Raw genomic sequence first — 23,691 nt, forward strand, 5'->3', positions numbered from 1 at the left:
TCTTGCGACCCCTTACAGCTTCATCAGGCTGGCGTCGTCGACCGAGGCCGAGTGGCGGGACCGGAACAGCGACACGATGATCGCGAGACCCACCACGACCTCGGCGGCGGCGACCACCATCGTGAAGAACGCGATGATCTGGCCGTCGAGATTGCCGTGCATCCGGGAAAAGGCGACGAACGCGAGGTTGCAGGCGTTGAGCATCAGCTCGACGCACATGAAGACGACGATCGCGTTCCGCCGGATCAGCACACCCGCCGCGCCGATGGTGAACAACAGCGCCGCGAGATACAGGTAGTTGACCGGATTCACTTCGCGACCCCCGATTCGTTCTGGCCACGGGCACCGTCACCGTCACGCTCATGGCCGGCGTCACGGCCGGTATCACGGCCCAGCCGCTCCTCGGCGCGCTGCTCCAGCGCCTTGAGGTCGGCCAGCGCCTCCGTCGACACGTCCCGGATCTGACCGCGCCCGCGCAGCGTCTTGTTGACCGTGAGCTCGGACGGCGTACCGTCCGGCAGCAGACCGGCGATGTCCACCGCGTTGTGCCGGGCATACACACCGGGTGCGGGCAGCGGCGGCAGGTGCTTGCCGCGTACGCGCTCCTGGGACATCTCCCGCTGCGTCTTCGCGCGCTCGGTGCGCTCGCGGTGCGTGAGCACCATCGCGCCGACGGTCGCCGTGATGAGCAGGGCGCCGGTGAGCTCGAAGGCGAAGACGTACTTGGTGAAGATGAGTTCGGCCAGGCCCTCGACGTTGCCGCCGGCGGCGGCGTTCGCCCTGCCGAGCCCGTTGAAGGTGGACAGCGAGGCCTGCCCGATGCCGGCGATCAGCAGGATGCCGAACCCGAGACCGCAGCCCGCGGCCAGCCAGCGCTGCCCCTTGAGCGTCTCCTTCAGCGAGTCCGCGGCCGTGACACCGACCAGCATGACCACGAAGAGGAACAGCATCATGATCGCGCCGGTGTAGACGACGATCTGGACGACACCGAGGAAGTACGCGCCGTTGGCGAGGTAGAAGACGGCCAGGACGATCATGGTCCCGGCCAGGCACAGCGCGCTGTGCACCGCCTTCTTCATCAGGATGGTGCACAGGGCGCCGATGACGGCGACCGTACCCAGCACCCAGAACTGCACGGCCTCGCCGGTCGAAGTGGCGGAGGCGGCAAGAGCGTTCATCCCCCGATCACCTTCTCCGTCGCCGGCTCGTCCTCGCCGAAGGTCGACGCGGCCTCCTGGGGCCGCTCGCCCTTGCTGAGCGCGACCTGCCGCTCGGTGCCCGGCGCGGCCTCGGTCACCAGGCCCCGGTAGTAGTCCTGCTCGTCCATGCCGGGGAAGACCGAGTGCGGCGCCTCGACCATGCCTTCCTCCAGACCGGCGAGCAGCTGCTCCTTGGTGTAGATGAGCGACTCGCGACTGCTGTCGGCCAGTTCGAACTCGTTGGTCATCGTGAGCGCGCGCGTGGGGCACGCCTCGATGCACAGGCCGCACAGAATGCAGCGGGCGTAGTTGATCTGGTAGACGCGGCCGTAACGCTCACCGGGGGAGTAACGCTCCTCCTCCGTGTTCTCCGCGCCCTCCACGTAGATCGCGTCGGCCGGACAGGCCCAGGCGCACAGCTCGCACCCGATGCACTTCTCCAAGCCGTCCGGATGGCGGTTGAGCTGGTGCCGGCCGTGGAAGCGCGGCGCCGTCGTCTTCTGCTGCTCCGGATACTGCTCGGTCAGCCGCTTCTTGAACATGGCCTTGAAGGTCACGCCGAAGCCGGCCACCGGATTCTGCCAGGGCGTCCGGGGGGCTTCCCCCGGCTTTGAGGTGTCAGGCATCGTCGGCCTCCTTCCCGTCACTCATAGTGTCCGGCCCACCACTGACAATCAGCTCGCGCTCATGGCGCGGCCGCCTGCGGGGCACGGGTGGCAACTCCTGGCCGGGCAGCGGGGGCACCGGGAATCCGCCCGCCATCGGGTCGAAAGCGGGTGGTTCCTCCCCGTCCCGCGCCGCCTTCTCCTTCTCCTTCTTGTCGCGGAAGATGTCGGCGACGAAGGACAGGAGCAGGATCGCGACGATCGCCCCGGCGACGTACAGCACGATGTTCTGGAATTCCATGTTCTCGTTGCGCATCGCGCGCACCGTGGCGACCAGCATCAGCCAGACCACCGAGACCGGGATCAGGACCTTCCAGCCCAGCTTCATCAGCTGGTCGTAGCGCACGCGCGGCAGCGTGCCGCGCAGCCAGATGAAGAAGAACAGGAGCAGCTGGACCTTGACGACGAACCAGAGCATCGGCCACCAGCCGTGGTTCGCGCCCTCCCAGAAGGCCGAGATGGGGTACGGAGCCCGCCAGCCGCCCAGGAAGAGGGTGACCGAGACCGCCGAGACGGTGACCATGTTGACGTACTCCGCCAGCATGAACAGCGCGAACTTGATCGACGAGTACTCGGTGTTGAAGCCGCCGACCAGGTCGCCCTCGGACTCCGGCATGTCGAAGGGGGCGCGGTTCGTCTCGCCCACCATCGTGACGACGTAGATGATGAAGGACACCGGCAGCAGGACGATGAACCAGCGGTCGTGCTGCGCCTCGACGATCGCCGAGGTCGACATCGACCCGGAGTAGAGGAACACCGAGGCGAAGGCCGCGCCCATCGCGATCTCGTACGAGATCATCTGCGCGCAGGAGCGCAGGCCGCCGAGCAGCGGGTACGTCGATCCCGACGACCAGCCCGCGAGCACGATGCCGTAGATGCCGACGGAGGCGATCGCGAGGATGTAGAGCATGGCGATCGGCAGGTCGGTCAGCTGCATCGTGGTGCGCTGCCCGAAGATCGACACTTCGTTGCCGGCCGGTCCGAACGGGATGACCGCGATCGCCATGAAGGCCGGGATCGCCGCGATGACCGGAGCAAGGATGTAGACCACCTTGTCCGCCCGCTTGACGATCACGTCCTCCTTGAGCATCAGCTTGACGCCGTCCGCGAGGGACTGGAGGAGACCCCACGGACCGTGCCGGTTGGGGCCGATGCGCAGCTGCATCCACGCGACGACCTTGCGCTCCCACACGATGGAGAAGAGCACGGTGATCATCAGGAACGCGAAGCAGAAGACGGCCTTGATGACGACGAGCCACCACGGGTCGTGCCCGAACATGGACAGGTCCTCGGCCGCGAGAAGCATGGAGTTCACGCGAGCACCTCCGGTACGTCGGTGGCGGTGGCAGCGGCCGCGGGGCCGATGCGGACGACCTGTCCGGGGACCGCGCCGGTGTCGGTGGCGACGCCGCCGCCCGTCGAGTTCAGCGGCAGCCACACCACGCGGTCCGGCATCGCCGTGACCTGGAGCGGCAGTTCGACCGTCCCCGCGGGCCCGGTGACGGCGAGCAGGTCGCCGTCCTTTACGCCCGTACCTGCGGCGGTGGTCTCGGAAAGCCGGGCGACGGCCGCGTGGCGGGTGCCCGCGAGCGCCTCGTCGCCGTCCTGGAGCCGGCCCTGGTCGAGCAGCAGCCGGTGCCCCGCGAGCACGGCCTCGCCGGCGCCGGGGCGCGGCAGCGGCTGGGCGGACTCGGCGGGGTCGGTGGCGTGGGCCCCGCCCCAGGCGCCGAGACGGTCCAGCTCGCGGCGTACGGCCCGTACGTCCGGCAGTGCCAAATGCACGTCCAGAGCATCGGCCAGCATGTGCAGCACCCGCGCGTCCTCAGGGGCGAGCGTGCGCGTCATCTGGTCGGGCTTGAGCGCGGCCTCGAACATCCGGGCCCTGCCCTCCCAGTTGAGGAAGGTGCCGGGCTTTTCCGCGACGGCGGCGACCGGAAGGACGACGTCCGCCCGGTCCGTCACCTCGCTGGGCCGCAGCTCCAGGGAGACGATGAAACCGGCCTGGTCAAGTGCTTCACGCGCGCGTACCGGGTCGGGAAGGTCCGCGACCTCGACGCCCCCGACGAGCAGCGCGGCCAGTTCACCGGTGGCGGCGGCCTCGATGATCTGGCCGGTGTCGCGCCCGTAACGGCTCGGCAGTTCGGCCACGCCCCAGACCGCCGCCACCTCGTCCCGCGCGCGCGGGTCGGTGGCCGGGCGGCCGCCGGGCAGCAGCGCGGGCAGCGCGCCCGCCTCGACGGCGCCGCGCTCACCGGCCCGGCGCGGGATCCACACGAGGGAGGCGCCGGTCGCGTTGGCGGCCCGTACAGCCGAGGTGTACGCGCCCGGCACGGCGGCCAGCCGTTCGCCGACGACGATCACGGCGCCCTCGGCCCGCAGTGCCTCGGTCGCGGCGTTCCCGTCGCCCCCGAGCTCGGTGCGGTCCGCGATCGCGTCGAGCCACTCGGGTTCGGTGCCCGGCGCGGCGGGAAGCAGGGTGCCGCCCGCCTTCGTCAGGCCGCGCGTCGCGTGCGTCGCCACGGCGAAGGTGCGCTGCCCATGCTTGCGGTGGGCCTTGCGCAGCCGCAGGAAGACGCCGGGGGCCTCCTCCTCGGACTCGATGCCCACGAGCAGTACGGCGGGCGCCTTCTCCAGCGCCGTGTACGTGATGCCCGTACCGTCGAGATCGCGTCCGCGTCCGGCGACCCGGGATGCCAGGAAGTCGGCCTCCTCGCCGCTGTGCACGCGCGCGCGGAAGTCGATGTCGTTGGTGTCCAGGGCGATACGGGCGAACTTGGCGTAGGCGTAGGCGTCCTCGACGGTGAGCCGGCCGCCGGTCAGGACACCGGCCCGCCCGCGCGCCGCCGAGAGCCCCCGGGCCGCCGCTTCGAGCGCCTCGGGCCAGCTCGCCGGTTCCAGTACGCCCGCCTCGCTGCGTACGAGCGGAGTGGTGAGCCGGTCGGGACGCTGCGCGTAACGGAAGCCGAAGCGCCCCTTGTCGCAGATCCACTCCTCGTTGACCTCGGGGTCGTCGGCCGCCATGCGCCGCATGACCTTGCCGCGCCGGTGGTCGGTCCGGGTCGCGCAGCCGCCCGCGCAGTGCTCGCAGACGGACGGCGACGACACGAGGTCGAAGGGCCGCGAGCGGAAGCGGTACGCCGCCGAAGTCAGCGCGCCCACCGGGCAGATCTGGATCGTGTTCCCGGAGAAGTACGACTCGAAGGGGTCACCCTCACCCGTACCCACCTGCTGGAGCGCGCCGCGCTCAAGCAGCTCGATCATCGGGTCGCCCGCGATCTGGTTGGAGAAGCGGGTGCAGCGCGCACACAGCACGCACCGCTCGCGGTCCAGCAGCACCTGCGTGGAGATCGGGACCGGCTTCTCGAACGTCCGCTTCTTGCCGTCGAAGCGGGACTCCGCGTCGCCGTGGGACATGGCCTGGTTCTGGAGCGGGCACTCGCCGCCCTTGTCGCAGACCGGGCAGTCCAGCGGGTGGTTGATCAGCAGCAGTTCCATCACACCGCGCTGCGCCTTGTCGGCGACCGGCGAGGTGAGCTGGGACTTGACGACCATGCCGTCGGTGCAGGTGATCGTGCACGACGCCATGGGCTTGCGCTGGCCCTCCACCTCGACGATGCACTGGCGGCAGGCGCCGGCGGGGTCGAGGAGCGGGTGGTCGCAGAAGCGCGGGATCTCGATGCCGAGCAGCTCGGCGGCCCGGATGACCAGCGTCCCCTTGGGAACGGAGATCTCGATGCCGTCGATCGTCAGGGAAACCAGATCTTCGGGCGGGACCGCCGCCTCGCCGCCTCCGGAGGGAGCACTTGTCGTGACGGTCATGCGTTCACCTCCGTGGTGTGGGCGGGCTTGTCGGCCCAGACGGTCGACTTGGCCGGGTCGAAGGGGCAGCCCTTGCCGGTGATGTGCTGCTCGTACTCCGCCCGGAAGTACTTGAGCGAGGAGAAGATCGGGGACGCGGCGCCGTCGCCGAGCGCGCAGAACGACTTGCCGTTGATGTTGTCGGCGATGTCGTTGAGCTTGTCGAGGTCGCTCATGCGGCCCTTGCCGGCCTCGATGTCACGCAGCAGCTGCACCAGCCAGTACGTCCCTTCGCGGCAGGGCGTGCACTTGCCGCAGGACTCGTGGGCGTAGAACTCGGTCCAGCGGGTGACGGCCCGCACCACGCACGTCGTCTCGTCGAAGCACTGGAGCGCCTTGGTGCCGAGCATCGAGCCCGCCGCGCCGACGCCTTCGTAGTCCAGCGGTACGTCGAGGTGCTCGTCGGTGAACATCGGCGTCGACGAGCCGCCAGGCGTCCAGAACTTCAGGCGGTGTCCGGCGCGGATGCCGCCGCTCATGTCGAGCAGCTGGCGCAGCGTGATGCCGAGGGGGGCCTCGTACTGGCCGGGGTTGGTGACGTGGCCGCTCAGCGAGTAGAGCGTGAAGCCCGGGGACTTCTCGCTTCCCATCGAACGGAACCACTCCTTGCCCTTGTTGAGGATCGCGGGAACCGACGCGATGGACTCGACGTTGTTCACAACAGTCGGACACGCGTAAAGACCCGCGACGGCAGGGAAGGGGGGACGGAGCCGGGGCTGGCCGCGCCGGCCTTCGAGCGAGTCGAGCAGCGCGGTCTCCTCACCGCAGATGTACGCGCCCGCACCCGCGTGCACGGTGAGTTCGAGGTCGAGACCGCTGCCGAGGATGTTCTCGCCGAGGTAGCCCGCCGCGTATGCCTCACGTACGGCCTCGTGCAGCCTGCGCAGTACGGGGACGACTTCGCCGCGCAGGTAGATGAACGCATGGCTCGACCGGATCGCGTAACAGGCAATGACAATCCCCTCGATGAGGGAATGCGGGTTCGCGAAGAGGAGCGGGATGTCCTTGCAGGTCCCGGGCTCCGACTCGTCGGCGTTGACAACTAGATAGTGCGGTTTGCCGTCGCCCTGCGGGATGAACTGCCACTTCATGCCGGTGGGGAAGCCGGCGCCGCCGCGGCCGCGCAGACCGGAGTCCTTGACGTACGCGATGAGGTCGTCCGGCGACATGGCGAGGGCCTTGCGCAGGCCTTCGTACCCCTCGTGCCGCCGGTAGGTGTCCAGGGTCCAGGACTCGGGCTCGTCCCAGAACGCCGACAGGACGGGCGAGAGCAGCTTTTCAGGGCTGGTCTCGTTGATCTCGGCTGCCAAGGTCATCACTCCCCCTCCTCGGTTTCCGGTCCGGCCGGGTGAGCGGGGTCGGACGCCGAGGTCTGCTGCGGAGCGTCGTGCGAGCTGAGGTGCTCGGACGGCGAAGGATCGTGCGGCGGCCCGTCCTGCTGCTGGGCCTCTCCGCGCGGGTGGACCACGCGGTGCTGCGGTGCCTCGCCCTTGGCTAGCTTGAGCCCGATGAGCGAGGCGGGCCCGGCGCCACCGGTCGCCTCGACGGCGCCGGGGCGCTCGTCGGGGAAGCCGGCCAGGATGCGGGCGGTCTCCTTGTACGTGCACAGGGGCGCGCCGCGGGTGGGCTGGACGGGCCGTCCTGCCCGCAGGTCGTCGACGAGGCGCTTGGCGGATTCGGGCGTCTGGTCGTCGAAGAACTCCCAGTTGACCATCACCACGGGCGCGAAGTCGCAGGCCGCGTTGCACTCGATGTGTTCGAGGGTGACCTTGCCGTCCTCGGTCGTCTCTCCGTTGCCGACGCCAAGGTGCTGCTTCAGCTCGTCGAAGATCGCGTCGCCGCCCATGACCGCGCACAGCGTGTTGGTGCAGACGCCCACCTGGTAGTCGCCGGACGGCTTGCGCCGGTACATCGAGTAGAAGGTGGAGACCGCGGTGACCTCCGCGGTGGTCAAGCCGAGCGTCTCGGCGCAGAACCGGACGCCGGTGCGGGTCACGTGGCCCTCCTCCGACTGCACGAGGTGCAGCAGCGGCAGCAGGGCGGACCGGCTGTCGGGGTAGCGGGCGATCACCTCCTTGGCGTCCGCGTCGAGCCGGGCGCGTACGTCGGCCGGGTAGTCGGGAGCGGGGAGCTGCGGCATCCCCAGGCTCACCTCTTGATTTGCTGGTGTGGCTGTCACCGGTCGACGCCTCCCATCACGGGGTCGATGGACGCGACGGCGACGATGACGTCGGCGAACATGCCGCCCTCGCACATCGCCGCCATGGCCTGCAGGTTGGTGAAGGACGGGTCGCGGAAGTGGACCCGGTAGGGACGGGTGCCGCCGTCGGAGACCACGTGCACACCGAGCTCGCCCTTGGGTGACTCGATCGCCGTGTACGCCTGCCCGGCCGGCACCCGGAAGCCCTCGGTCACCAGCTTGAAGTGGTGGATCAGGGCCTCCATGGAGGTGCCCATGATCTTCTTGATGTGGTCGAGCGAGTTGCCGAGGCCGTCGGGTCCGAGCGCGAGCTGCGCGGGCCAGGCGATCTTCTTGTCGGCGACCATCACGGGGCCCGGCTCCCGGAGCCGGTCCAGGCACTGCTCCACGATGCGCAGCGACTGCCGCATCTCTTCGAGCCGGATCAGGAAGCGGCCGTAGGCGTCGCAGGTGTCGGCGGTCGGTACGTCGAAGTCGTACGTCTCGTAACCGCAGTAGGGGTCGCTCTTGCGCAGGTCGTGCGGCAGCCCGGCCGAGCGCAGGATCGGGCCGGTCGCGCCGAGCGCCATGCAGCCGGTGAGGTCGAGGTATCCGACGTCCTGCATGCGGGCCTTGAAGATCGGGTTGCCGGTGGCGAGCTTGTCGTACTCCGGCAGGTTCTTCTTCATGGTCTTCACAAGCTCGCGGAGCTGGTCCATCGCGCCCGGGGGCAGGTCCTGGGCCAGTCCGCCGGGCCGGATGAACGCGTGGTTCATGCGCAGGCCGGTGATGAGCTCGAAGGCATCGAGAATCAGTTCACGATCGCGGAATCCGTAGATCATGATCGTCGTCGCGCCCAGCTCCATACCGCCGGTGGCGATGGCCACCAGGTGGGAGGCGAGCCGGTTGAGCTCCATCAGCATCACGCGGGTGACAGTCGCCCGGTCCGGGATCTGCTCCTCGATGCCGAGCAGCTTCTCGACGCCCAGGCAGTACGCCGTCTCGTTGAAGAACGGCATGAGGTAATCCATGCGCGTGACGAAGGTCGTGCCCTGCGTCCAGTTCCGGAATTCGATGTTTTTCTCGATGCCGGTGTGCAGGTAGCCGATGCCGCAGCGGGCCTCGGTGACCGTCTCGCCGTCGATTTCGAGGATGAGCCGGAGCACGCCGTGCGTCGACGGGTGCTGGGGGCCCATGTTGACGACGATGCGCTCGTCGTCGGCCTTGGTCGCCGCCTGGACGACCTCGTCCCAGTCGCCGCCGGTGACTGTGTATACGGGACCTTCGGTGGTCTCGCGTGCAGGTGCGGGTGGGGTGGTCACGAGTACGACCTCCGCTGGTCCGGAGCCGGAATCTGGGCGCCCTTGTACTCGACGGGGATGCCGCCGAGGGGGTAGTCCTTGCGCTGCGGGAAGCCCTGCCAGTCGTCCGGCATCATGATCCGGGTGAGGGCGGGGTGCCCGTCGAAGACGAGGCCGAAGAAGTCGTACGTCTCGCGCTCGTGCCAGTCGTTGGTCGGGTAGACCGAGACCAGCGACGGGACGTGCGGGTCGCTGTCCGGGGCGCTCACTTCGAGCCGGATGAGCCGGCCGTGGGTGATCGAGCGCAGGTGGTAGACGGCGTGCAGCTCGCGGCCCTTGTCCTCCAGGTAATGGACCCCGCTGACGCCCGTACACAGCTCGAAGCGCAGGGCCGGGTCGTCGCGCAGGGTCTTCGCCACCCGCACCAGGTGCTCGCGCGCGATGTGGAAGGTGATCTCGCCGCGGTCGACGACGGTCTTCTCGATGGCGTTGTCCGGGAGAAGGTTCTGCTCCTCCAGGGCGCCTTCGAGCTCGTCGGCGACCTCGTCGAACCAGCCGCCGTAGGGGCGGGCCGCAGGTCCGGGCAGGCGTACGGAGCGGACGAGGCCGCCGTAGCCGGTGGTGTCGCCGCCGTTCTTCGCGCCGAACATGCCGCGCTGGACGCGGATCTCTTCGCCGTGATCACCGCGCTGGCCGGGCAGGTTCTGCGCGCTGAGTTCCTTGTCGGGGTTCGGCTCGTTGATGTCGCTCACCGGAGCAGCCCCTTCATCTCAAGGGTGGGGAGCGCCTTCAGGGCCGCTTCCTCCGCCTCGCGGGCCGCTTCTTCCTGGTTCACGCCGAGCTTGGAGTTCTGAATCTTGTGGTGGAGCTTCAGAATCGCGTCGATCAGCATCTCGGGGCGGGGTGGGCAACCGGGCAAATAGATGTCAACAGGAACAATATGATCAACACCCTGCACAATTGCGTAGTTATTGAACATTCCACCTGAAGAGGCGCAAACACCCATGGAGATAACCCACTTGGGGTTCGGCATCTGGTCGTAGACCTGCCTCAGCACCGGCGCCATCTTCTGGCTGACCCGGCCTGCCACGATCATGAGGTCGGCCTGCCGCGGCGAGCCGCGGAAGACCTCCATGCCGAAGCGGGCCAGGTCGTAGCGGCCGGCGCCCGTCGTCATCATTTCGATGGCGCAGCAGGCGAGGCCGAAGGTCGCGGGGAAGACGGAGGACTTCCGCACCCAGCCCGCGGCCTGTTCGACGGTGGTCAGCAGAAAGCCGCTGGGCAGCTTCTCTTCGAGTCCCATTGGTGACCCCTCAGCCCCTCAGTCCCATTCCAGGCCGCCGCGCCGCCATACGTACGCGTAGGCAACGAAGACGGTGAGCACGAAGAGCAGCATCTCGACGAGCCCGAAAAGCCCCAGGGCGTCAAAGGAGACGGCCCAGGGGTAGAGGAAGACGATCTCGATGTCGAAGACGATGAAGAGCATCGCCGTCAGGTAGTACTTGATGGGGAAGCGGCCGCCACCGGCGGGTGTGGGTGTCGGCTCGATGCCGCACTCGTACGCTTCAAGCTTTGCCCGGTTGTAGCGCTTTGGGCCGATAAGCGTGGCCATGACCACGGAAAAGATCGCAAACCCTGCCCCGAGGGCGCCGAGCACGAGGATGGGCGCGTAGGCATTCACGCTCCTCGCTCCTTCCAGTCGTCCTTGACCGTTGGACCGCACCCGGGCCTGCATTTCGCGCCGCCTCCATGATCTTCGCCACGCGAAGATCATGTATATGTGAGGCAGTTCACAAGCCCGGCTGCTTCGCATCTTATGCCTGCTGGTCTGTGATCTGCGACACGGGTTGCGACAACGTCTTTGTGATCTCCACCACCCGACGAACGATCATCAAGCCGGGTGAGCGGTGATCTTCATACGCGAAGTGCACGAGTGGCTACCAGACGTGACAAGCGGTGGTGTTACCGCTGGTCGCGAGGGGGGCGCGCTATCAAGCGATGTCCTGTACAGGCAAATTCGCAAGGGGCGGCTTCCGAGTGATAAGGGAAAGCCGCCTCATCACTCCGAGGGAGCCCGGCGGACGAATGTGGACGCGTGAGCGCGTTCACGAGCGATCCGGGTCCCGAACGGTTGTCGATCTGTGACCTGTGCCACTTCATCCCCGCCCCGGGGAAAGCGGGCTTGGCCAACGGTGTGAACGGGTGGTAAGCGCCGGGCAATTGGGACGTAATGCGGAAAGCCCATGATCACAGGCATGATCACGCATGCCCGTATTGCCCGTTACGGCGTCAATAAAGCCCGGCAGAAGCCCGATTCGAGCCGCTGAGGCGCAACTGTGGCGGAGCACACCTTTCTTGAAGGGAACCGCGAACGCCTGATAGCGGTTGTCCCATGTCCCTCACCGCTCACATACCCAGCCACCGGAAACCCCGTCGTAGCGCCTCCAAGGTCGCGCTCCGTGCCGGAGTTGCCGGTGGCGTCCTCAGCACCCTCGGTGTGGCCGGTGCTGCCGGGCCGGCGCATGCCGAGCCGGTGACCGCCACCATCGAAATGCCCACCCTCACCGCGGACCTGGCGAACACCGTCGCCGTCTCCGCCGAGGCCACCCAGCAGGTCGCGCACGCCTACGACCTCCAGGCCCAGCAGGACGAAGCCGCCGCGAAGGCCGCGAAGGCGGCCAAGAAGGACAAGGCGGAGGCCGAACGCAAGGCCGAGGCCGAAGCCAAGCGGAAGGCCGAAGAGGCCGCCAGGAAGAAGGCTGCTCAGGAAGCAGCCGAGAAGGCCGCCGCGGAAGAGCGCGCCTCGCGTTCCTCGGAGCGCACGACGCTCAGCGCCTCCGCCTCCGTCGGCTCCTCCGACTCCTCCTCGTCATCCTCCACCGCCACCGGCAGCGCCGCCGCCATCGTCGCCTTCGCGCGAGCCCAGGTCGGCGACGCCTACGTCATGGGCAGCACCGGCCCCAACTCCTGGGACTGCTCCGGCCTTGTCCAGGCCGCCTACCGCCAGGCCGGCATCGACCTCCCGCGCGTCTCGGGCGCTCAGTCGAGCCTCGGCACCTCCGTCTCTGTCGACAGCCTCCAGCCGGGCGACATCCTCTACTGGGGCAGCCGGAGCAACTCGTACCACGTGGCGGTCTACGTCGGCGACGGCAAGTACGTCGGGGCGCAGAACCCGAGCACGGGCGTCGTCGAGCGCTCGCTGTCGTACGACATGCCGACCGGCGCGGTCCGCGTCCTCTGACCAAGCCTTAGTTCTTCCGCGACGGAGGGCCGTCGTTCCCACGCCCGGGAACGACGGCCCTCCGTCGTGCGTTCGCTCCATCTGCCTGCACCTGGTACGCCGGACCTCGGCGCGCAGGTCGCCGGCCAGCCGGCCCACCGCCTGGTCGTGCCGGCCCATCGCACCGGCGGGCAGTCCCAGTTCATCGACCAGCCCGTCCCCGAGACCGACGACGGCAACCTCGCAATTTCGCCGGAGCCGGTGGCCGGATGTGACAGATAACCGTCATTGCGGTCGCGGGGTGGAGGCGCTGACGATGGACGCATGCCCACCCCCCACCGTGTCGTCATCGCGGTCTTCCCGGATGTCGACCTGCTCGACGTGACCGGCCCGGCCGAGGTCTTCGCCCTGGCCAACCGGCAAACCGGTGGCCGCGCGGCCTACGAGGTCCGCCTGGCAGGCCCCGACGCGGGGCCGGTCGTCACGTCGGCCGGAGTGCGCCTGCTGGCGGACCTGGCCTTCGCCGACGTGGGCGCCGCAGTGGACACACTGCTGGTGCCCGGCGCGGTGGACCTGCACCCGCACGGCCCGGTGGCCCGGATCGACGACACCGTGGTGGAGTGGATCAGAACCACGGCGCCGTACGCGCGGCGCATCGCGTCGGTGTGCGTGGGCGCGCACCTGCTCGCGGCGGCCGGACTGCTCGACGGCCGGCGGGCGACCACGCACTGGTCGACCGCGGCGCAGCTCGCGGCCGAGCATCCGCAGGTGAGGGTCGACGCCGACCCGATCTTCGTCCGCTCCGGCCGGGTGTGGACCGGCGCGGGCATCAGCACCTGCATGGACCTGGCGCTCGCCCTGGTGGCCGAGGACCACGGCGAGGACCTGGCCCTGGCCGTGGCACGGGAGCTGGTGATGTACCTCAGGCGGCAGGGCGGCCAGAGCCAGTTCAGCGTGCCGCTGAGCCGGCCCGCCGCGTCCCGCAGGGACATCGACGAACTGCGCGTGTTCATCACCGAGCACCTCGACGACGATCTGTCAGCGCCCGCGCTGGCCGGTCGCATGTGCCTGAGCGAGCGCCATTTCGCCCGGGTCTTCCGCCAGGAGACCGGCACCAGCCCGGCCGCCTATGTGGAAGCCGCCCGGGTCGAAGCGGCCCGCCGTCTGCTGGAGACCACCGACCAGCCACTGGAGCAGATCGCGGCGACTGTCGGGATGGGATCGGTGGAAACACTGCACCGCGCCTTCCGTAAACAGATCAGCACCACCCCGGCCTCCTACCGCCGCCGCTTCCGCACCGCTTCCTGACCGCTCCTGCCGTCCCCACGCCCCCTGCCCCCCTGCCCCTCTGTCACGCGAACTGCCGCAACCGCGGCCTCGCCATGCCCGTTTCCCGCCCGAAAGGAACCTTTTACCCATGAACGCCTCCGCGACCCTGCGTGACGTCATCGGTCTCGACAACACGCTGCCCCGCCTCAGCGAGACCACCCTGATCATGATCGATTTCCAGAACACCTACCGCACCGGCGTCATGGCCCTGGACGGCGCCGAGCCCGCCCTGGCCGCCGGGGCCCGCCTGCTCGCCGCCGCCCGCTCGGCCGGCGTACCGGTCGTCCACGTCATCAACGACGGAGGCGAGGGCACCCCCTACGACATCCGCACCGAGATCGGCGCCATCAGCCCGGAAGTGGCACCTGCCGACGGCGAGCCGGTAGTGGTCAAGCAGTTCCCCGACTCCTTCCACCGCACCGACCTGGAAAGGAAGCTGCGCGACCTCGACGCCGGCCCGCACCTGGTCCTGGCCGGGTTCATGACCCACATGTGCGTCTCCTTCACCGCCCAGGGCGCCTTCAACCTGGGCTACCGGCCCACGGTCGTCGCCGAAGCGACCGCCACCCGCTCCCTGACCGCACCCGACGGCAGCACCGTGCCCGCCGCCACCCTCCAGGCAGGAAGCCTGACCACCATCACCGATCTCTTCGGCACCGTGGCCCCCACGGTCGAACACCTCACCGCCTGACCGGTCACACCTCACAAATGTCATCAGTTCCTGTGCAGCAGATCGTCCTGTGGGCGGAGGGCGTGCCGCGGCGGCGCGACGAGGATGGAGGAATCGCGTACGCCCGTACGCGAGTTGACCCCACGGGAGTGACCATGAGCCCAGCCCGCCCGTACGGCCGCCACCCGGACCTCCGCCGCCCGGAGCACCGGAGAGTCCGCCTGGCCGCCGCGGCCTCGGCCGCCGTTCTGTCGCTCGCGGTCGGCGTCGTGCCGACGCACGCCGCCGCCGCCGAGCACATGACAGCCGCCTCCACCTCCGCCTCCGCTCCTTCCGGCGCGCCCGCCGCGCCCTTCAAGGGAGTCGGCCACCGCCTCGACCGGGCAGCTCTGCGCGACTCCCTCGCGGCCATTCACCGGGCCGGTATGTACGGGGCCTATTCATCGGTCCGGGACGGCTCCGAGCAGTGGCGGGGCGCCACCGGATTAGCCGACGTGGACACCGAGCGCCGGATGCGCCCCGACTTCGAGCACCGGATCGGCAGCATTACCAAGACCTTCACCGCGGTGGCCGTCCTTCAGCAGGTCCACAAGGGCCGCATCGAACTGGACGCGCCGATCGGGCGCTACCTGCCCGAGCTGGTACCGGGTGAGACAGGCCGCGAGGTGACGGTACGCATGCTGCTCAACCACACCAGCGGCATAGCCGACTACGTGCTCCCGGCCTTCCCGGGCGTCGTCGAAAACCCGGAAAAGGTACTGGAAGAAAACCGCTTCCGCCGCCTGGACCCCGAGCACCTCGCCCGTCTCGGCCTCGCGGCACCACCGGCCGCCGAGCGCGGCAAGCACTCATACTCGAACACCAACTACATCCTCGCCGGGCTGCTGTTGCGGGAGGTCACGGGCCAGGACCCGGAGACGTACATCACCCGCAACGTGATCCGTAAGGCCGGGCTGCGGCACACGTACTTCCCCCGCTCGCCCTACATATCCGGGCCGCACGCCAAGATGTACGAGTCGATGTACGGCTATATAGACCCGGCCCGCGACTTCAGCGCCTACGACATGTCCTGGGCCGGTACGGCCGGGGCGATGGTGTCGACCATGCGGGACCTCAACGACTTCTACCGCCAACTGCTCGGCGGCAAGCTGCTCGGCCCCGCCGAACTCCGCGCCATGAAGACCACCGTCCCGGCACACGACCCGGAGCCGGGCCAGGAAGTCGTGATGCGTTACGGACTGGGCCTCTTCACCATGCGCATGCCGAGCGGCGGCTGGTACTGGGGCCACAACGGCGTTGTCTTCGGAGCCGGGACCTGGGCGCTCTCCACCGAGGACGGCCGCAGGCAGGTCGCGATGGGCTACAACTTGACGAAGTACAAGCGGTTCGACGAGGACAACAGGCCGAAGCCGGACCCGATAGGGGACGCGCTGTTCCAGTACGTCGACGGCGCACTCAGCGGCACGGGGCAGTCCTCCGCACCCCGCCACCGGCGGCCGGCACCCGGCTCGCTTCCCCCGCTCAACGCCCTGGTGGAACCCGGGCAACTGCGCCGATAGTCATCGCTCCGGCCGGAATTTGTGCGTACGGACGGTGTCCCGCAGCCGGGCCGCCTTGCCGCGCACGACGTCCGCCGGGAGGCGGTCGTCGTCCGGGCGTACGTACGGCTCACTGCGGCAGACGCGGCACAGACCGCCCGCCAGGGATTCCGGCGTACCGGGGGCGTGGCAGTCGGTGCACTCCATGACGCACCGGCCCTGAACGGGCGCCGGAAGCGCGGGCGGCAGCCGGTCGATCAGCCGGTTCTGTACGAAGCCGAAGGGACGCCGTACGGGGTCGGGCAGCATCGTCGCGACGGCCCGCACGAGCTGCGCCTCGGTGGCCCCTCGCCGGAACCAGTCCCCGGCGAGGTCGGCCAGCGCATCGCATTCCACTCCGGACAGGGCGAGTTGGGGGTGCTGGTGCACGAGCCGGGCGAGCGCGTCGCGACCGCGCGCCGCGGGCTCCTGCGCGGGCACGGGGTCGGCCAGTCCGGACTGCGGAACATCGCCACCAAGGAAGGCCGCCCACCAGGCATCGGGACGAGCGGTACGCGTGAAGAACGTCCGGTACACCCACCGCGCGCCTTCGGCGTCCTGCACTTCCCGGCGTACGCGCCGCAGGTGCCCGGCCTCGGAGAGCCTGCGCAGTACGGTGCCGATGGCACACTGCCCGAAGCCTTCCAGCTCCCTGGCCAGCGCTTTGATGGAGATGTCGGCGCCGTCGGGCAGCCGGTCGATGTAACCGGCGACGGCTGCTTCACGCTTGGGCAGATGTGCGAAGTCGCGGGCGCGGCGGGGCTCCTGGTCGGGCGCGGACCGTTTCCCGAAGCCGGGCTTGGCCATCGGGTGGGCGGGCGCGTGCAGGGCGGGACTAAGCTGCTGAACAGCCATGAGATCGGCTCCACGATCTTGTTGGTCAGACCCCTGTGTGGTGCTGCTAACACCGCATGGGGGTCGTTTCGTTGTGGCGCACGCTACACGGCAGGAGCACTGCGTGGCGACCCGGCCACGAAAAGTCATCTCCACTGGCACGCCGAACAGTTGGCGCGCCGCACGCGGGGTGGGTGGGAAGGATCCCCACCCCCCATTCCTAGCAAAAGCCGCTCGAACCTCGCCCCCCGAAGCTCAAGCCTCGCCCCTGCGGCAGCTCCACCCCCGTCCTGCGTGGCCGCGGTGAAGGGCGACCGGCTGCGGCCCCGCGCCTGAGCCGTCACCGCCAGGCGGTCAGCAACTCCTCGGGGCCGACCACCTGTACGCCGTCCACCGTGGCGCCGCTGCGCGATACCGCGAGCAGCGGTGTCGCGTCGTCCGCGCCCGGCAGCTGCGAGCGGTGGGCGATCAGTTTCGCCAGGTCGTGGGCGTCGAACGGCCGGTTTTCCAGCCACTTGACGGAGCCGACTGCCGTGATCCGCTTGGCGATCGGGCCCCGGTCGGCCGCGACAATGTCGATTTCCGGGTCATTGGTGCGCGTCCAGTACCCCCCGACAGCACCTGAATCGTCGGGCACCCCGCCCTCCCGCATGCGGTAGAGCCCCTCGCGGACGACGGGCTCGATGGCGCGACCGCGCCAGGAAGTCCACGACTTCCGGATCCGCGCCAGCGTCAGGTCCCCTCTGCCCCGCTCGATCTCCGAGAGGTACGGCCCGATGAAGGCGAGCCAGAACCGCAGATGCGGATCGGCGACGTAATACCGGGTCTCCTTCGACGGGCGCGTGGACAGGGGGGTGACCGCCTCCACGACCCGTTTTGCGCCGAGCAGTTGGAGCGACCGGTTGAGGCTGGTCGCGGGGAGGCCGCCCGCCGCCCGCCCGATGAGTGAGTGGGTCCGCTCGCCGGAACCGATGGCTCCCAGCACCAGGCGTGCCTGGGCGTCGGCCGGGAATTCGGCGGCCAGCGATCGCTCCCCGCTGACGATGAGCGCGGACGTGGGATCGGCCACGACTTCGGCCAGGTAGTCGAAGACTCCGGCGGCTCGCGGCCACTCCTCCAGTACGAGCGGCAACCCGCCGGACACAAGATAGGCGTCGAAGGCCTCGGCGGGCGGCAGTCGCAGTATGTCCGCCACATCTGCCGGGCTGAGCGGCGGGACCACCATCTCCGTACCCCGCTGGTGGAAGGGGCGGTCGTAGTCGTTGAGCCGCTCCATCATCGCCAGGTCAGAGCCCACGCAGAGCAACAGGACCGGTCGCCGTGACAGCTCGCGGTCGAAGAGCTTCTGCAGGGTGCCCTCGAAGCCCGGATCGTTCTTGATCAGGTATGGCATCTCATCGAGCACCACCACGCTCGGCCGGTCGGTCGGCAGGGCACCGGCGAGAAGGTGCAGGGCGGCGTCCCAGTCCCTGGGCGACTGCCCGCGCATCGCCTCGGCGCCGGGGAGATCCGATGCGGCGGCCGCCTCGATGAACAGCCTCAGGTCCGTTTCGGCAGTGGACTGGGCGGAGGCGGTGAAGAACATGCTCGGCAGCCCCGAGCGCTCGATGAACTCCTCCACCAGCCGGGACTTCCCCACCCTTCGGCGGCCACGCATCAGGACGGCCCGGCCGGGCCGTCCTGCCCGGCCGCCGGCCTCGGTGCGCTTGATCATCCGGTCGAGGGCGGCAAGCTCGCGCTCGCGGCCGATGAAGTCGTCCATTTATGCCATCCATCCGCCTGCGATCGGCCCAGGCATGATGGGCCCAAAAATGAACGTACCAAATTTGGTAGTGACCTGCATCACAAACGATGGGTCAGGAATTCGGTGCGACCTTCGCCAGGCCGTTGATGATGCGGTCCATCGCGTCGCCGCCCGTCGGGTCGGTCAGGTTGGCCAGCATCTTCAGTGTGAACTTCATCAGCACCGGGTGCGTCAGGCCGCGCTGGGTGGCGAGCTTCATGACCTTCGGGTTGCCGATGAGCTTCACGAAGGCGCGGCCCATCGTGTAGTAGCCGCCGTACGTCTCCTTGAGGATCTTCGGGTAGGCGTGCAGTGCCAGTTCCCGCTGGGCGGGGGTCGCGCGGGCGTGTGCCTGCACGATCACGTCGGCGGCGATCTGGCCCGACTCCATGGCGTACGCGATGCCCTCGCCGTTGAACGGGTTCACCATGCCGCCCGCGTCGCCGACCAGCAGCAGGCCCTTGGTGTAATGCGGCTGGCGGTTGAAGGCCATCGGGAGCGCGGCGCCGCGAATCGGCATCGTCATGTTGTCCGGGGTGTAGCCCCAGTCCTCCGGCATCGACGCGCACCAGGCTTTGAGGACCTCGCGCCAGTCCAGTTCCTTGAACGCCTTGGAGGAGTTCAGGATGCCGAGGCCGACGTTCGACGTGCCGTCGCCCATGCCGAAGATCCAGCCGTAACCGGGGAGCAGGCGGTCCTGCGGGCCCCTGCGGTCCCACAGCTCCAGCCAGGACTCCAGGTAGTCGTCGTCGTGGCGCGGGGAGGTGAAGTACGTGCGTACCGCTACGCCCATCGGGCGGTCCTCGCGGCGGTGCAGGCCCATGGCGAGGGAGAGGCGGGTGGAGTTGCCGTCGGCCGCGACGACCAGCGGGGCGTGGAAGGTGACCGGGGTCTTCTCCTCGCCCAGCTTGGCGTTGACACCGGTGATCCGGCCCGTACGGGGGTCGACGATCGGCTCGCCGACGTTGCAGCGCTCGTGCAGGCGGGCACCGGCCTTCTGGGCCTGGCGGGCGAGCTGCTCGTCGAAGTCGTCGCGCTTGCGGACGAGTCCGTAGTCGGGGTACGAGGCCAACTCCGGCCAGTCCAGCTGGAGGCGTACGCCGCCGCCGATGATGCGCAGGCCCTTGTTGCGGAGCCAGCCCGCCTCTTCGGAGATGTCGATGCCCATCGAGACCAGCTGCTTGGTGGCGCGGGGCGTCAGGCCGTCGCCGCACACCTTCTCGCGCGGGAACGCGGTCTTTTCGAGGAGCAGGACGTCGAGTCCGGCCTTCGCCAGGTAGTACGCGGTGGTGGAGCCGGCGGGTCCGGCCCCGACGACGATCACATCTGCGGTGTGCTCGGAGAGGGGCTCGGTCACGGCGGGATCTCCCGTAAGACTCGACATCGCGTGCCTTGGGGGCACAGGTCAGGGGCAGTCTATTGGGGGGTGCGGAGCGGTCCTCGGAAGGGTGGTCAGTGGAGGGTCCAGGTGGACAGCGCGGTGTCGAAGGTCTTGCGGGAGTACTGCCAGTCCCGGTCCCGGCCCTTGGTGTAGATCGAGTAGTCGGTGCCGTTCGGCGCGATGTAGCCCTGGTCGATGGCGTGGAGGGTCTCGCCCGTCTGCTTGTCCGTGAACGTGTACTCCCAGATCGCGCCCGGGCGGCCCTGGAAGGTGTTCCGTTCCAGGCGCAGGCGCCGGAAGTCCTTCTGGTTGACCCTGGCCTTGTTCTCAATGCTGAGGAAGTTGTCGTACGAGGAGGCGTACGGGGGGTTGGGGACGACGCCGATGAGCAGGTGCTCCATGCCGGTGGAGCCGGAGTAGGTGATCTGGCCGGAGACCGCTTTCGTACGGGACCAGAGCTCGGGTACGGCGAGGGAGAAGCCGGCGGGGTCGGTCACCGTGCGGAAGCCGGCGGGGGCGTCGGGGGCTTGTAGGCCTTCCGGGATTTGTGGGCTTTGTGGGGCTTCGGGAGCTTTCGGGCTCTCCTGGGGCGGGATCGTGGGCGCGGGCGCGGATGGTGCCGATGACGTCGACTCGGTCGGGTGGTCGCTCGTGGTCACTACGGGCTTGTCGTTCTGCGACTGGGCCGGGGCGGTGCCGTCGTCGCTGAGCAGCAGCACACCGGCGGTCGCACCGCCGCCGATGAGGAAGGCGGCGGTGAGTGTGGCCGCCCAGACGCGAGCGGGGTTCTTACGCGCAGGCGAAGGCGGGGGTCCGGGCGCGGGCACAGGCGCGAGGTGCACGGGAGGCGGCGGGTTGACCGGGGTGGCCGTCGCCGTCTCCATCGCCTCCAGGGGTACGGGTGGGACGTACTGCGGCTGCGGTCGTTCGCGCCCGCACCTCAGGCAGTAGCGGGCGTCGTCGGAGACCTCGGTCCCGCAGTGCGGGCAGTGCGGCGGCATGGACCCATCTTGCCCGGCGGGCGGGGCGCGTCAACCGGCTTCCGGGAAGCGGGGGTTGCGGCGTCGGCCGGGGTGCGGCCGACGCCGCCGCCCGCCGGGAAACCCTTCCTGGTCAGCTGCCGAAGAAATCGCCCAGGGACGCGGCGAGCACGTCCGGGGCCTGTTCGGCCACGTGATGTCCGGAGTCGATTCCGTGGCCGCGGACGTCGGTTGCCCAGTGCTGCCAGATCTTCAGCGGGTCACCGTAGAGCTCTTCGAGGTCGTCCTGGAGCGACCACAGGATGAGTGCGGGGCAGTTGATCCGCTCGCCGGCCCTCCGGTTGGCTTCTTCGTGGCGCTTGTCGACGGTCAGACCGGCTCGGTAGTCCTCCAGCATCGCGCGCACCACGTCGGGGTTTCTCGTGGCCTCGCGCCATTCGTCGTAGTTCTCCTGCCCCATGCTCTGCGGATCGCCGCGGTACCAGCTGTCCGGGTCGGCGTTGATGACACGCTCGGGAATGTCCGGCTGGGCGAAGAAGAACCAGTGCCACCATCGCGTCGCGAACTTCGCGGTGATACGGGACAGGTGCTCGCTGATGGGCAGGCAGTCGATCAGCGCCACCCGGGACACCGCGTCGGGGTGATCGAGGACGAGGCGCAGCGCCACGGCTCCCCCTCGGTCGTGCCCGGCGAGCAGGAATCGGTCATGGCCGAGGGAGCGCATCACGGCCAGCATGTCCCGGGCGACCGCGCGTTTGGAATGGGCGGTGTGATCGGCTGTGGGTACCGGGCCACGAGAGCGGCCGTATCCCCGCAGGTCGGGGCAGACGACCGTGAAGCCTCGCTCGACCAGCTGAGGGGCGACGCGGTGCCAGGTCGCGGAGGTCCTGGGGTGGCCGTGCAGCAACAGCACCGGCGGGCCCTCTCCGCCGTAACGCACGAAGATGCTCGCGTCCTGCACCTGAACCAGCTTGGATTCGAATTCTTCGAACATCACCCCAGCGTCTCGCACCCCGTGCCGGGAGGGGGCTGGAAGACCGGCAAAGCTAGAAGACCGAGAGGCCCGTCAGGGTCGTGAAGCGGTCCAGGGCCGCCACGCCCGTCACCGAGTTGCCGCGCTCGTCCAGGCCCGGGCTCCACACGCACAGCGTGCACCGCCCCGGTACGACCGCCACGATTCCGCCGCCCACGCCGCTCTTGCCCGGCAGCCCGACCCGGTGGGCGAATTCGCCGGCCGCGTCGTACGTACCGCACGTCAGCATCACCGCGTTGATCTGCTTCGCCTCGCTGCGCGTCAGCAGCCGGGAGTCGTCCGCGCGCAGTCCGTGGCGGGCGAGGAAGCGGGCCGCCAGGGCGAGGTCCGCGCAGCTCATCTCGATCGCGCACTGCCAGAAGTAGTGGTCGAGGAGTGTGGGGACGGGGTTGGTGATGTTGCCGTACGACGCCATGAAGTGGGCCAGGGCGGCGTTGCGGTCGCCGTGCGCGGATTCCGATTCCGCGACCTCCGGGTCGAAGGCCAGGTCGGGGTTGCCGGATTCCTGGCGGAGGAAGTCGAGGAGTTCGCTGCTCGCGTCGCCGGTGAGGGTCTGGAGGCGGTCGGTGACGACGAGCGCGCCGGCGTTGATGAACGGATTGCGCGGGATGCCGTTCTCGTACTCCAACTGGACCAGGGAGTTGAAGGGGTTGCCGGACGGCTCGCGGCCGACCTGCTCCCACAGGGAGTCGCCGCCCGTCGCCAGGACCAGCGCGAGCGTGAAGACCTTGGTGATCGACTGGGTGGAGAAGGGGCGCTGCCAGTCCCCGACTCCGTACACCTTGCCGTCCACATCCGCGATGGCCATGCCGAAGTGGCGCGGGTCGACGGCGGCGAGCGCCGGGATGTACTCGGCGGGCCTGCCGCTGCCGACCTGCGGCGCCACGTCCCGCGCGATGCGCTCCAGGACCGACTGGTAGTCCACGGGTGGCTCTCTACTGCGGCTTCGTGCCGCGGTGCAGTGCTACGACGCCACCCGTCAGGTTGCGCCAGGCCACCTTCGACCAGCCCGCCCGCTGGAGCCGGGACGCCAGTGCCGCCTGGTCGGGCCACGCGCGGATGGACTCGGCGAGGTAGACGTACGCGTCGGGGTTGCTGGAGACGGCCTTTGCTACCGGCGGCAGCGCGCGCATCAGGTACTCGGTGTAGACGGTGCGGAACGGGGCCCACGTCGGGTGCGAGAACTCGCAGATCACGACCCGCCCGCCGGGCTTGGTGACCCGGTACAGCTCGCGCAGCGCCGCGTCCGTGTCCTGCACGTTGCGCAGACCGAACGAGATCGTCACCGCGTCGAACACGTCGTCGCGGAACGGCAGCTTCGTCGCGTCACCGGCGGTCAGCGGCAGGTGCGGGTGGCGCTTCTTGCCCTCGCGCAGCATGCCGAGCGAGAAGTCGCAGGGGACGACGTACGCACCGGTGGCGGCGAAGGGGAGGGAGGAGGTGGCCGTACCCGCCGCGAGGTCGAGGACCTTCTGCGCGGGGCGCGCGTTCACGGCCTTCGCGACCTCCTTGCGCCACACCCGGTCCTGCCCGAGCGAGAGGACGTCGTTGGTGAGGTCGTAGTTCGCCGCCACGTCGTCGAACATCGACGCGACTTCGTGCGGCTGCTTGTTCAGGGATGCGCGGGTCATGCTCCGTATTCAAGCAGTACGTCCCGAAGCCCGGATCAGCGGAATCCACCC

23 protein-coding genes are annotated in these 23,691 nt (G+C 69.2%); 5 read left to right on the forward strand and 18 right to left on the reverse strand.

Features of this window, described 5'->3' with window-relative positions:
• Positions 1 to 12: 12 nt before the first annotated feature.
• From nuoK to J7E91_RS24105, 11 genes are read right to left on the reverse strand one after another with little or no spacing between them, the layout of a single operon-like run.
• Entirely contained in the window at positions 13 to 312 is a 300-nt protein-coding gene (nuoK, locus tag J7E91_RS24055) for an NADH-quinone oxidoreductase subunit NuoK (RefSeq protein WP_069927518.1), read from the reverse strand.
• Entirely contained in the window at positions 309 to 1,178 is an 870-nt protein-coding gene (locus J7E91_RS24060) for an NADH-quinone oxidoreductase subunit J (RefSeq protein ID WP_214908230.1), read from the reverse strand. The genes nuoK and J7E91_RS24060 overlap by 4 nt, the downstream gene beginning before the upstream one ends.
• Positions 1,175 to 1,825 carry an NADH-quinone oxidoreductase subunit NuoI gene (gene nuoI, locus J7E91_RS24065; RefSeq protein ID WP_214908232.1) on the reverse strand — a complete coding sequence of 217 codons (651 nt, stop codon included), beginning with the start codon at positions 1,823 to 1,825 and terminating at the stop codon, positions 1,175 to 1,177. Before nuoI ends, J7E91_RS24060 begins: the two co-directional genes overlap by 4 nt.
• A complete protein-coding gene (gene nuoH, locus J7E91_RS24070; protein ID WP_214908377.1) occupies positions 1,818 to 3,170 on the reverse strand; it encodes an NADH-quinone oxidoreductase subunit NuoH in 1,353 nt (450 codons plus the stop codon). The genes nuoI and nuoH overlap by 8 nt, the downstream gene beginning before the upstream one ends.
• Before the next feature lie 5 nt (positions 3,171 to 3,175).
• On the reverse strand, positions 3,176 to 5,683 hold the full coding sequence (locus tag J7E91_RS24075; RefSeq protein ID WP_214908234.1) for an NADH-quinone oxidoreductase subunit G: 2,508 nt from the start codon (positions 5,681 to 5,683) through the stop codon (positions 3,176 to 3,178).
• Positions 5,680 to 7,041 (reverse strand): NADH-quinone oxidoreductase subunit NuoF, encoded by a 1,362-nt coding sequence (nuoF, locus tag J7E91_RS24080; RefSeq protein ID WP_214908236.1) that lies wholly within the window; start codon positions 7,039 to 7,041, stop codon positions 5,680 to 5,682. The genes J7E91_RS24075 and nuoF overlap by 4 nt, the downstream gene beginning before the upstream one ends.
• Positions 7,038 to 7,862, reverse strand: coding sequence for an NADH-quinone oxidoreductase subunit NuoE (nuoE, locus tag J7E91_RS24085; protein ID WP_251016171.1), 825 nt, complete (start codon positions 7,860 to 7,862; stop codon positions 7,038 to 7,040). Before nuoE ends, nuoF begins: the two co-directional genes overlap by 4 nt.
• 35 nt (positions 7,863 to 7,897) lie before the next feature.
• Positions 7,898 to 9,223 carry an NADH-quinone oxidoreductase subunit D gene (locus tag J7E91_RS24090; protein WP_214908240.1) on the reverse strand — a complete coding sequence of 442 codons (1,326 nt, stop codon included), beginning with the start codon at positions 9,221 to 9,223 and terminating at the stop codon, positions 7,898 to 7,900.
• The gene (locus J7E91_RS24095) at positions 9,220 to 9,954 is read right to left on the reverse strand and encodes an NADH-quinone oxidoreductase subunit C (RefSeq protein ID WP_214908242.1); all 735 of its coding nucleotides are present in this window, start codon (positions 9,952 to 9,954) and stop codon (positions 9,220 to 9,222) included. Before J7E91_RS24095 ends, J7E91_RS24090 begins: the two co-directional genes overlap by 4 nt.
• Complete coding sequence (locus tag J7E91_RS24100; RefSeq protein WP_028812444.1) at positions 9,951 to 10,505, reverse strand: NADH-quinone oxidoreductase subunit B family protein; 555 nt, start codon at positions 10,503 to 10,505, stop codon at positions 9,951 to 9,953. The genes J7E91_RS24095 and J7E91_RS24100 overlap by 4 nt, the downstream gene beginning before the upstream one ends.
• Positions 10,506 to 10,523: 18 nt before the next feature.
• A complete protein-coding gene (locus J7E91_RS24105; RefSeq protein WP_003956195.1) occupies positions 10,524 to 10,883 on the reverse strand; it encodes an NADH-quinone oxidoreductase subunit A in 360 nt (119 codons plus the stop codon).
• A 711-nt stretch (positions 10,884 to 11,594) separates the two neighbouring features.
• On the opposite strand from J7E91_RS24105, the gene J7E91_RS24110 reads away from it, so the two are divergent.
• The 5 genes from J7E91_RS24110 (at position 11,595) to J7E91_RS24130 (ending at position 15,980) form a co-directional block, all read left to right on the forward strand.
• Positions 11,595 to 12,443, forward strand: a complete 849-nt coding sequence (locus J7E91_RS24110) for a C40 family peptidase (RefSeq protein ID WP_214908243.1) — start codon at positions 11,595 to 11,597, stop codon at positions 12,441 to 12,443.
• 66 nt (positions 12,444 to 12,509) lie between these two features.
• Complete coding sequence (locus tag J7E91_RS24115) at positions 12,510 to 12,704, forward strand: hypothetical protein (RefSeq protein WP_374224774.1); 195 nt, start codon at positions 12,510 to 12,512, stop codon at positions 12,702 to 12,704.
• A 42-nt stretch (positions 12,705 to 12,746) separates the two neighbouring features.
• On the forward strand, positions 12,747 to 13,730 hold the full coding sequence (locus J7E91_RS24120) for a GlxA family transcriptional regulator (RefSeq protein WP_214908245.1): 984 nt from the start codon (positions 12,747 to 12,749) through the stop codon (positions 13,728 to 13,730).
• 109 nt (positions 13,731 to 13,839) lie between these two features.
• Entirely contained in the window at positions 13,840 to 14,442 is a 603-nt protein-coding gene (locus J7E91_RS24125; protein WP_214908247.1) for an isochorismatase family protein, read from the forward strand.
• A 134-nt stretch (positions 14,443 to 14,576) separates the two neighbouring features.
• Positions 14,577 to 15,980 (forward strand): serine hydrolase domain-containing protein, encoded by a 1,404-nt coding sequence (locus tag J7E91_RS24130; RefSeq protein ID WP_214908379.1) that lies wholly within the window; start codon positions 14,577 to 14,579, stop codon positions 15,978 to 15,980.
• Here J7E91_RS24130 and J7E91_RS24135 read toward each other — a convergent pair whose 3' ends face one another.
• From J7E91_RS24135 to J7E91_RS24165, 7 genes are all read right to left on the reverse strand, one after another.
• The gene (locus tag J7E91_RS24135; RefSeq protein ID WP_214908249.1) at positions 15,981 to 16,853 is read right to left on the reverse strand and encodes a hypothetical protein; all 873 of its coding nucleotides are present in this window, start codon (positions 16,851 to 16,853) and stop codon (positions 15,981 to 15,983) included.
• 319 nt (positions 16,854 to 17,172) lie between these two features.
• Positions 17,173 to 18,594, reverse strand: a complete 1,422-nt coding sequence (locus tag J7E91_RS24140; protein ID WP_214908250.1) for an ATP-binding protein — start codon at positions 18,592 to 18,594, stop codon at positions 17,173 to 17,175.
• Between the two features lie 94 nt (positions 18,595 to 18,688).
• Entirely contained in the window at positions 18,689 to 19,972 is a 1,284-nt protein-coding gene (locus J7E91_RS24145) for a geranylgeranyl reductase family protein (protein WP_214908252.1), read from the reverse strand.
• A gap of 95 nt (positions 19,973 to 20,067) precedes the next feature.
• Positions 20,068 to 20,997 (reverse strand): zinc ribbon domain-containing protein, encoded by a 930-nt coding sequence (locus J7E91_RS24150; RefSeq protein WP_214908253.1) that lies wholly within the window; start codon positions 20,995 to 20,997, stop codon positions 20,068 to 20,070.
• A gap of 112 nt (positions 20,998 to 21,109) precedes the next feature.
• On the reverse strand, positions 21,110 to 21,970 hold the full coding sequence (locus J7E91_RS24155) for an alpha/beta fold hydrolase (protein ID WP_214908255.1): 861 nt from the start codon (positions 21,968 to 21,970) through the stop codon (positions 21,110 to 21,112).
• A 52-nt stretch (positions 21,971 to 22,022) separates the two neighbouring features.
• Positions 22,023 to 22,934: a glutaminase gene (locus J7E91_RS24160; protein ID WP_214908257.1), complete on the reverse strand. Its 912-nt coding sequence runs from the start codon at positions 22,932 to 22,934 to the stop codon at positions 22,023 to 22,025.
• Between the two features lie 10 nt (positions 22,935 to 22,944).
• Positions 22,945 to 23,640 carry a demethylmenaquinone methyltransferase gene (locus tag J7E91_RS24165; protein ID WP_214908259.1) on the reverse strand — a complete coding sequence of 232 codons (696 nt, stop codon included), beginning with the start codon at positions 23,638 to 23,640 and terminating at the stop codon, positions 22,945 to 22,947.
• Between the last annotated feature and the right edge of the window lie 51 nt (positions 23,641 to 23,691).

The sequence above is a fragment of the Streptomyces sp. ISL-99 genome (assembly GCF_018614005.1).
Lineage (GTDB): Bacteria > Actinomycetota > Actinomycetes > Streptomycetales > Streptomycetaceae > Streptomyces > Streptomyces flavidovirens.

What these genes read in the sequence shown, in the direction of transcription:
- J7E91_RS24060 (WP_214908230.1), bottom strand. Translation starts at nt 1,178, where the DNA reads ATGAACGCTCTTGCCGCCTCCGCCACTTCGACCGGCGAGGCCGTGCAG.
- nuoI (WP_214908232.1), bottom strand. Translation starts at nt 1,825, where the DNA reads ATGCCTGACACCTCAAAGCCGGGGGAAGCCCCCCGGACGCCCTGGCAG.
- nuoH (WP_214908377.1), bottom strand. Translation starts at nt 3,170, where the DNA reads ATGCTTCTCGCGGCCGAGGACCTGTCCATGTTCGGGCACGACCCGTGG.
- J7E91_RS24075 (WP_214908234.1), bottom strand. Translation starts at nt 5,683, where the DNA reads ATGACCGTCACGACAAGTGCTCCCTCCGGAGGCGGCGAGGCGGCGGTC.
- nuoE (WP_251016171.1), bottom strand. Translation starts at nt 7,862, where the DNA reads ATGCCGCAGCTCCCCGCTCCCGACTACCCGGCCGACGTACGCGCCCGG.
- J7E91_RS24100 (WP_028812444.1), bottom strand. Translation starts at nt 10,505, where the DNA reads ATGGGACTCGAAGAGAAGCTGCCCAGCGGCTTTCTGCTGACCACCGTC.
- J7E91_RS24110 (WP_214908243.1), top strand. Translation starts at nt 11,595, where the DNA reads ATGTCCCTCACCGCTCACATACCCAGCCACCGGAAACCCCGTCGTAGC.
- J7E91_RS24120 (WP_214908245.1), top strand. Translation starts at nt 12,747, where the DNA reads ATGCCCACCCCCCACCGTGTCGTCATCGCGGTCTTCCCGGATGTCGAC.
- J7E91_RS24125 (WP_214908247.1), top strand. Translation starts at nt 13,840, where the DNA reads ATGAACGCCTCCGCGACCCTGCGTGACGTCATCGGTCTCGACAACACG.
- J7E91_RS24130 (WP_214908379.1), top strand. Translation starts at nt 14,577, where the DNA reads ATGAGCCCAGCCCGCCCGTACGGCCGCCACCCGGACCTCCGCCGCCCG.
- J7E91_RS24135 (WP_214908249.1), bottom strand. Translation starts at nt 16,853, where the DNA reads ATGGCTGTTCAGCAGCTTAGTCCCGCCCTGCACGCGCCCGCCCACCCG.
- J7E91_RS24140 (WP_214908250.1), bottom strand. Translation starts at nt 18,594, where the DNA reads ATGGACGACTTCATCGGCCGCGAGCGCGAGCTTGCCGCCCTCGACCGG.
- J7E91_RS24150 (WP_214908253.1), bottom strand. Translation starts at nt 20,997, where the DNA reads ATGCCGCCGCACTGCCCGCACTGCGGGACCGAGGTCTCCGACGACGCC.
- J7E91_RS24155 (WP_214908255.1), bottom strand. Translation starts at nt 21,970, where the DNA reads ATGTTCGAAGAATTCGAATCCAAGCTGGTTCAGGTGCAGGACGCGAGC.
- J7E91_RS24165 (WP_214908259.1), bottom strand. Translation starts at nt 23,640, where the DNA reads ATGACCCGCGCATCCCTGAACAAGCAGCCGCACGAAGTCGCGTCGATG.